Here is a 7,940-nt window from a genome sequence, read left to right as displayed (position 1 = left end):
AGGAGATCAATTTGGCAGTGACTTTGTAGCCATCAATCCAAACTCGAAAATTCCAGCCATGTTGGATCAATCAGGAGAGGAAGCGATTCGGGTCTTTGAATCAGCTAATATTCTCTTGTATCTAGCAGAGAAATTTGGCCAATTAATCCCGACAGATCCTGCTAAGCGGACAGAAGTGCTCAACTGGCTCTTCTGGCAGACGGGTGCGGCACCATTCTTAGGTGGAGGCTTTGGTCATTTCTTCCACTATGCTCCTGAAAAAATCGAGTATGCCATCAACCGTTTTGCCATGGAAGCCAAACGCCAATTGGACCTACTGGACAAGGAACTGGCTACTAAACCTTATATCGCAGGAGATGACTATACCATTGCAGATATCGCCATCTGGTCTTGGTATGGCCGTCTAGCCCAAGACAAGGTCTGGGACCGTGCAGGAATTTTCTTAGATGTGAAGGAATATAAGCATCTGCAAGCTTGGACAGAGAAAATTGCCAATCGCCCAGCTGTAAAACGTGGCTTGGAAGTAGAGTATAAGGAAATTAATGCATAAGAAAAGGGCGCCGTTGCGCCTTTTTTTAATGGTGTAAACATGGTATACTAAAGGGTGGAATAAAAGTTTAGAAAGTAACACATGGAATTTACAAAATTATCAAATCGCTTGGACTTGGTGGCTAGCTTCGTCCCAGCTGGAGCGCGTCTGTTGGACGTGGGGAGTGACCATGCTTATCTGCCAATCGCCCTCTTACAAGAAGGTAAGATTGAGGTTGCTATTGCTGGTGAAGTGGTAGAGGGACCCTATCAGTCTGCCCTGCAAAATGTCGCCGATAATGGCTTAGAGGACAAGATTGAAGTCCGCCTAGCCAATGGCTTGGCTGCCTTTGAACCAACAGATGGCATTTCCTGTATCACCATTGCTGGCATGGGAGGACGCTTGATTGTAGACATCCTAGCCGCAGGTCTAGAAAAATTAGCCAGTGTCTCTCGCTTGGTCCTCCAGCCCAATAATCGAGAGGATGAATTGCGGAGCTGGTTAGTAGACCATAATTTCCGTATTGTCGATGAAGCCATCTTGGAAGAAAATGAGAAGTTCTATGAGATCCTCGTGGTCGAACAGGGTTCTCAAGAGTTATCAGCTAAGGAACTACGCTTTGGTCCCTATTTGATGCGGGAACAAGCTCCAGCCTTTGTCCAAAAGTGGTCCAAGGAAGTAGAGAAATTAGCCTTTGCCCTAGAGCAGGTCCCTGTTGAGAATCAATCTGCCAGAGCATCGTTAGAAGAGCGCATTGCACACATCAAGGAGGTTCTACATGTTAGCAAGTGAAGTCATTAAACGCTATGAAGCCTATTGTCCTCAGGAGCTTTCCATGGAGGGAGATGTCCGTGGCCTACAGGTCGGTACCCTGCAAAAAGACATCAAGAAGGTCATGGTTACCTTAGATATTCGGGAGCAGACGGTGGCAGAAGCTATCGCCCATGGGGTAGACTTGATCATCGTCAAGCACGCACCGATTTTCCGTCCCATCAAAGATCTGGTAGCAGATCGGGCTCAAAATCAGATCTATATTGACCTGATCAAGCATGATATCGCAGTCTATGTCAGCCATACCAATATTGACATTGTCCCAGATGGTCTCAACGATTGGTTCTGCCAACTCTTGGACATTGAAGATACAGAGCCCCTCAGCATGACAGGGGAAGGACTCGGAATCGGCCGGATTGGTCAGGTGTCCGCCCAAACCTTTGGTCAGTTGGCTGAAAAGGTCAAAGAAACTTTTGGACTAGATGCTTTGCGCTTGGTCAGTTATGACCAGACTGATTTGGATCGGGTTGTTACGCGTGTCGCCATCTGTGGAGGAAGTGGCCAGTCCTTTTATAAGGATGCTCTCGCTAAAGGGGCTGAGGTCTATATCACAGGAGATATCTACTACCACACGGCTCAAGACATGCTGAGCGATGGGCTCTTGGCCTTGGATCCAGGGCACCATATCGAAGTTCTCTTTGTCTCGAAACTAGTAGAAAAGCTCAATCAGTGGAAGGCTGAGGAAGCGTGGGAGATTGAAGTGATTGGCAGTCAAGCTAGCACCAATCCTTTTTACCATATCTAAGGGGTCATGATGAAAGTAGCCATTATCGGTGCAGGGATCGTAGGATCCACTGCAGCCTATTATTTATCCAAAGAAGCACAAGTGGATGTGACTGTCTATGACCATGGAGTCGGCCAAGCAACTAAGGCAGCGGCAGGCATTATTAGCCCTTGGTTTTCCAAACGGCGGAACAAGGCCTGGTATCGCCTCGCTCGTCTGGGAGCTGATTTTTACCAAGAATTGGTAGAAGACCTGGCCAAGGACGGAATTAAAACAGATTTTTACCAGCAGACCGGTGTCTATCTCCTCAAGAAAAAGGAGGACAAATTAGACGAACTCTATCAGTTGGCGCTGAGCCGTCGGGAAGAATCTCCCTTGATTGGAGACTTGGCGATTTTAAACAAAGAAGAGGTGGCCCAGCAATTCCCAGGTCTAAATGGTTTTGAACAGCTCCTTTATGCCTCAGGTGGAGCTCATGTTGAAGGAGCGCTTCTCACGGAAACTCTCCTTAAAGCCAGTGGGGCAAGAGTGATTAAGGAAGAGGTTGCTCTCTCAGTCTCGGATCATGGCTATCAGATTGCAGGAGAAAACTATGACCAAGTCATCCTAGCAACAGGAGCCTGGCTGGGACAAATGCTCGAGCCACTTGGCTACCAAGTCGATGTCCGTCCCCAAAAAGGACAGTTGCGGGATTATCAGCTAGACCTAGATACTGATGACTATCCTGTGGTCATGCCAGAAGGAGAGCTGGATATCATTCCCTTCCAAAAGGGCAAAATCAGTATGGGAGCCACTCATGAGAATGAGATGGGCTTTGACCTGACGGTGGATCAAGCTCAGCTAAATCAGATGGAAACAGAAGCTTTGGCCTACTATCCAGAACTAGCTCAAGCGACAGTTGTCGGCGAGCGCGTGGGAACACGGGCCTACACCAGTGACTTTTCACCATTCTGGGGGGCTCTTCCCGATCAAGCTGGTATTTATGTTGCCAGTGGCCTAGGTTCGTCCGGCCTCACAACAGGTCCCCTCATTGGTTGGCATCTAGCCCAACTAGTGGCAGGAGGAAACCTACGCTTAGATCCAGCAGATTATCCAGTTGAACAATATGTGAAGAAGTAGGCTGGGACAAAAGTCCTAGCCTCTCAATTGTCTTTGGATTATCGAGCAAGACGCAGTGGTTGAGTGGGCTCTACTACAAGGTAAGGCTTTCAGACGACTCAGTCAAGGAGCAGTAATCTATTTGAATTATGAGTAAGACCACTGCTAACAATTCTACAACTCTCATCTCCGGTCATCACCTTGCAACACAAATGCAAGGTGACTTTTTTATATAAACATGATAAAATAGGGGTAATGAATACGTAGAAAGGCCTAACATTATGAAAGGTATTATTTTAGCTGGTGGTTCGGGTACTCGTTTGTATCCTTTGACTCGTGCCGCTTCCAAACAGTTGATGCCCATTTACGACAAGCCAATGATTTACTACCCATTGTCAACTCTTATGTTAGCAGGGATCAAAGAAATCTTGATCATCTCAACTCCGCAAGATCTTCCTCGTTTTGAAGAGCTTCTTGGAGATGGTTCTGAACTTGGTATTTCCCTCTCTTATGCAGAGCAACCAAGCCCAGACGGCTTAGCACAAGCCTTTATCATTGGTGAAGAGTTCATTGGTGACGATCATGTTGCCCTCGTTCTTGGAGATAATATCTTCCATGGAAATGGCCTAACCAAGATGTTGCAACGGGCTGAAGCAAAAGAAAAAGGGGCAACTGTCTTTGGTTACCAAGTTAAAGATCCAGAACGTTTTGGTGTGGTAGAGTTTGATGCAGATATGAATGCTATCTCTATCGAAGAAAAACCAGAACATCCAAAATCCAACTTTGCGGTGACAGGACTTTACTTCTATGACAATGATGTAGTAGAGATTGCTAAAAACATCAAACCAAGTCCTCGTGGAGAGCTTGAAATCACCGATGTCAACAAGGCTTATTTGGAGCGTGGAGATCTCTCTGTTGAGCTCATGGGTCGTGGCTTTGCTTGGTTGGATACAGGAACTCACGAAAGTCTCTTGCAGGCTTCTCAATATATCGAAACTGTTCAACGCTTGCAAAACGTCCAAGTTGCCAACCTTGAAGAAATCGCCTATCGCATGGGTTATATCACCAAAGAACAAGTCCATGAATTGGCGCAACCTCTTAAGAAAAATGAATACGGACAATACTTGCTCCGTTTGATTGGAGAAGCTTAATGACAGAACAATTTTTCGGAAAAGAATTAGCAGCCCGCAAGATTGAAGCGATTCCAGGTTTGATGGAGTTTGATATTCCAGTTCATGGGGACAACCGTGGTTGGTTCAAGGAGAACTTCCAAAAGGAAAAAATGCTTCCTCTTGGATTTCCTGAAAGCTTCTTTGCCGAAGGCAAGTTGCAAAATAACGTTTCTTTCTCGCGTAAGCATGTCTTACGTGGTCTGCATGCAGAACCTTGGGACAAGTACATTTCTGTAGCAGATGAAGGAAAGGTTCTTGGCACTTGGGTAGACCTTCGTGAAGGTGAGACCTTCGGGAATACCTATCAAACTGTGATTGATGCTTCAAAAGGCATCTTCGTACCACGTGGTGTAGCCAATGGTTTCCAAGTTTTGTCTGACAAAGTAGCCTACAGCTATTTGGTCAATGACTACTGGGCATTGGAGCTCAAGCCAAAATATGCTTTTGTCAACTATGCAGACCCAAGCCTAGACATCCAATGGGAAAACTTGGAAGAAGCAGAAGTCTCAGAAGCAGACAAGAACCACCCATTGCTCAAAGACGTCAAACCCCTAAAAGCAGAAGATTTGTAAAAATGAAGCTCTTAAAACAATCAAGAAAATTATTATATAGTTTTTAGGTTTGCTATAAACGAGCGAAGCGAGCTATATGCTTAGCTTTCCGCCGTGAGAAAAGCACCTGAACCATAATGTTTCAGGTGCTCGGAAGTTTTGAGACATTAGGCTCAAAACTAATTGAACACGGGCTACGGATTGTGTCAAAAAGATAAGTTTTCCTAGAATCAAAAGATTCTGCGTCAAACTTCCTATTTTGACTTTATCCGCAGACGCCCTTTGTATCTTAATTTAGTCATGGAACTTCTTCGAAGTTCGCTGACGTCCGTACTCACCTAAGGAAAGCTAAAAAAAGATTGATTTAAGGAACGATAAAGAAAAAACAATTTTTTGGAGAAAAAATGACTGAATACAAAAACATCATCGTAACCGGTGGCGCTGGTTTCATCGGTTCAAACTTCGTACACTATGTCTACAACAACCATCCAGACGTGCATGTGACTGTCCTTGACAAACTCACTTACGCAGGTAACCGTGCCAACATCGAAGAAATCCTTGGGGACCGTGTTGAATTGGTTGTGGGTGACATTGCTGACGCAGCATTGGTTGACCAACTGGCTGCTAAGGCTGATGCGATCGTTCACTATGCGGCTGAAAGCCACAATGACAATTCATTGAATGACCCATCACCATTTATCCACACAAACTTCATTGGTACCTACACACTCTTGGAAGCTGCTCGTAAATACGATATTCGTTTCCACCACGTGTCAACAGACGAAGTGTATGGAGACCTTCCATTGCGAGAAGATCTTCCTGGACATGGGGAAGGTCCTGGTGAAAAATTCACTGCAGAAACCAAATACAACCCATCATCCCCTTATTCATCAACCAAGGCTGCTTCAGACTTGATCGTGAAGGCTTGGGTTCGTTCCTTCGGTGTTAAGGCAACCATTTCAAACTGTTCAAACAACTATGGACCATACCAACACATCGAAAAGTTCATCCCACGTCAAATTACCAATATCTTGTCTGGTATCAAACCAAAACTTTATGGTGAAGGCAAGAACGTCCGTGACTGGATCCACACCAACGACCACTCAACTGGTGTTTGGGCGATTCTTACTAAAGGCCGTATCGGTGAAACTTACTTGATCGGTGCTGACGGTGAAAAGAATAACAAGGAAGTGCTTGAGCTCATCCTTGAAAAAATGGGACAACCAAAAGATGCTTACGACCGTGTAACAGACCGTGCTGGTCACGATTTGCGTTACGCTATTGATTCAACAAAATTGCGTGAAGAATTGGGTTGGGAACCACAATTCACAAACTTCGAAGCAGGTTTAGAAGAAACCATCAAGTGGTACACAGACAACCAAGACTGGTGGAAAGCTGAAAAAGAAGCTGTCGAAGCCAATTACGCGAAGACACAAGAAGTGATCAAATAAAAATTAGCCTCTGTTGATCAGGATTTCTGGTCGACAGAGGCTTTTCTATATTTTTAAAATAGACTATACTGTTTTTTAGAATGCATACAAACTTTTTTTGATAAAATAACTAGTTAATTTTTTTAAAAAGGTGATGTTTGATGGTTTGATTCATTTATGTAGTTATAAAACTTTCCGCTGTGAGAAAAGTGCTTGAAACAATAATGTTTCAAGCACTCGGGAGTTTTGGAACCTTAGGTCCAAAACTAAGTCATGGAACTTCTTCGAAGTTCGCTGACGTCCGTACTCACCTAAGGAAAGTTTTTTTAAAAGTACTCTTTTCTATAATAAAAAGACCAACTGGTCTTTTTATTAATTAGCAGATGATTCGGTATCCGTAGCAGACGGTGTTGTGTCTGCAGGAGCTTCACTGGCACTGGTTTCTACCTGTGACGAGTCAGTTTGTTCAGAGCTTGCTTCGGATGCTTGGCTACTGCTAGCACTGGTATCTGTTCCCGTAGCACTTGAATCAGTAGCAGATCCATCCTTTTCATGGACAACAACAACGCTAGTGGAGCCATCTTTTTTCTCCTCTGTTTTAGCTGTTGGTTTCATGATACTGTAAATAGTAAAGGAAGTAACGATAATACCGAGAAGACTAGCAATCGTTGCGACAATCATCTGGAATAAAGAAAGGCTCTGTTTCACTTTTTCGCTTCTTGATGGTCTGTTGCTGTCTTGGTGTTTTTCTTTTCGTGAGTATTGTGACATATTCTATTTCCTCTTCATTTCATTTTTTGTTCTTTTATGTGAACACTTTAGTCATTATACGTTATTTTTATGAAAATGTCTAAGAAGAAATGGAAGAGATTTTTAAAATTTCAAATTGCTTTCAAACTGGACGCTTTGAGTCTCGCTTGCCTCAGAGGACGTTTCAAAGTTTGCCTGTTCTTTTTCAGAGACGGAAATTGGTTGGTTTGTTTGACTAGGCTGGCTGATGATTTCATGGTTACTAAAACTAGAGGAGTCATTAGGAGAGATAAACTGACCGTTCGCCTGAACCTCTATCTTGTTTGGATCCGGGATAGAGTAGTCAATCTTACCCTTGAATTCCTTGGTTTTTGAAATCACTTTTACATCTTTGACACGGATGATACGACGGAACCAGCCATTGTATTCGACCAAGCAATTGAATTTGATGTAGCTATCGGATTCACCAGGGATTGGTTGGATAAGGCTCATTTCGCGGAGGCTGCCTTCATCTTCCCTAAAGTAAGGTGGCTTCTCCAAGGGCTGTTGTAGGTCACACTGTCCTTTACCGTGACAGGCTAGTCGGGCAGAAGGGAGGGAAAATGGAAGTGGTGGTAGGACAGTGAGCAGTCCTCCAAGAGCAAGACTTCCACCTAGGGCAATGGAAAAATAGATCGGTCGTTTCATGCTTGTCTCCTTGTAACTTCAATCAGTTCCAGTTCTGGACTTGAGTAGGTCATAAAAAACAACAGGGGGTCTTGTAAGCGTTTTACAAAACTCTCCATCTTCATCATAAGCTATTTTGAAAAATTTACAAGTTTTCTGTCTGAAACTAGGAACAAAATGAAGCCTGCC

General features: G+C 44.2%; 9 protein-coding genes. 7 read left to right on the top strand and 2 right to left on the bottom strand.

Features of this window, described 5'->3' with window-relative positions; genetic code table 11:
• The 7 genes from yghU to rfbB all read left to right on the top strand — a co-directional run.
• On the top strand, nucleotides 1-550 hold a 550-nt coding region (gene yghU, locus ACLOR3_RS04910), incomplete at its 5' end, for a glutathione-dependent disulfide-bond oxidoreductase (RefSeq protein ID WP_412037034.1).
• 81 nt (nucleotides 551-631) lie between these two features.
• The gene (locus ACLOR3_RS04905; protein WP_411400241.1) at nucleotides 632-1,321 is read left to right on the top strand and encodes a tRNA (adenine(22)-N(1))-methyltransferase; all 690 of its coding nucleotides are present in this window, start codon (nucleotides 632-634) and stop codon (nucleotides 1,319-1,321) included.
• Nucleotides 1,308-2,105, top strand: coding sequence for a Nif3-like dinuclear metal center hexameric protein (locus ACLOR3_RS04900; protein WP_411400242.1), 798 nt, complete (start codon nucleotides 1,308-1,310; stop codon nucleotides 2,103-2,105). Before ACLOR3_RS04905 ends, ACLOR3_RS04900 begins: the two co-directional genes overlap by 14 nt.
• A gap of 6 nt (nucleotides 2,106-2,111) precedes the next feature.
• Nucleotides 2,112-3,203 (top strand): NAD(P)/FAD-dependent oxidoreductase, encoded by a 1,092-nt coding sequence (locus ACLOR3_RS04895; RefSeq protein ID WP_048717354.1) that lies wholly within the window; start codon nucleotides 2,112-2,114, stop codon nucleotides 3,201-3,203.
• 260 nt (nucleotides 3,204-3,463) lie between these two features.
• A complete protein-coding gene (gene rfbA, locus ACLOR3_RS04890; protein WP_048717356.1) occupies nucleotides 3,464-4,333 on the top strand; it encodes a glucose-1-phosphate thymidylyltransferase RfbA in 870 nt (289 codons plus the stop codon).
• Nucleotides 4,333-4,926 (top strand): dTDP-4-dehydrorhamnose 3,5-epimerase family protein, encoded by a 594-nt coding sequence (locus ACLOR3_RS04885; protein ID WP_023022979.1) that lies wholly within the window; start codon nucleotides 4,333-4,335, stop codon nucleotides 4,924-4,926. The genes rfbA and ACLOR3_RS04885 overlap by 1 nt, the downstream gene beginning before the upstream one ends.
• Nucleotides 4,927-5,309: 383 nt before the next feature.
• Nucleotides 5,310-6,356: a dTDP-glucose 4,6-dehydratase gene (rfbB, locus tag ACLOR3_RS04880; RefSeq protein ID WP_023026717.1), complete on the top strand. Its 1,047-nt coding sequence runs from the start codon at nucleotides 5,310-5,312 to the stop codon at nucleotides 6,354-6,356.
• A gap of 351 nt (nucleotides 6,357-6,707) precedes the next feature.
• On the opposite strand, the gene ACLOR3_RS04875 is transcribed toward rfbB, so the two are convergent.
• Together ACLOR3_RS04875 and ACLOR3_RS04870 are read right to left on the bottom strand one after the other, a co-directional pair.
• Nucleotides 6,708-7,106, bottom strand: coding sequence for a DUF6556 family protein (locus ACLOR3_RS04875; protein ID WP_048716729.1), 399 nt, complete (start codon nucleotides 7,104-7,106; stop codon nucleotides 6,708-6,710).
• A 102-nt stretch (nucleotides 7,107-7,208) separates the two neighbouring features.
• Nucleotides 7,209-7,772 carry a hypothetical protein gene (locus tag ACLOR3_RS04870; protein ID WP_048716731.1) on the bottom strand — a complete coding sequence of 188 codons (564 nt, stop codon included), beginning with the start codon at nucleotides 7,770-7,772 and terminating at the stop codon, nucleotides 7,209-7,211.
• Nucleotides 7,773-7,940 lie beyond the last annotated feature (168 nt).

The organism is Streptococcus intestinihominis, from assembly GCF_046824975.1.
In the GTDB taxonomy this organism is placed as follows: Bacteria; Bacillota; Bacilli; order Lactobacillales; family Streptococcaceae; genus Streptococcus.
The sequence above is the reverse complement of the archived record's forward strand: the minus strand, read 5'-3'. Positions and strand labels throughout refer to the sequence as shown.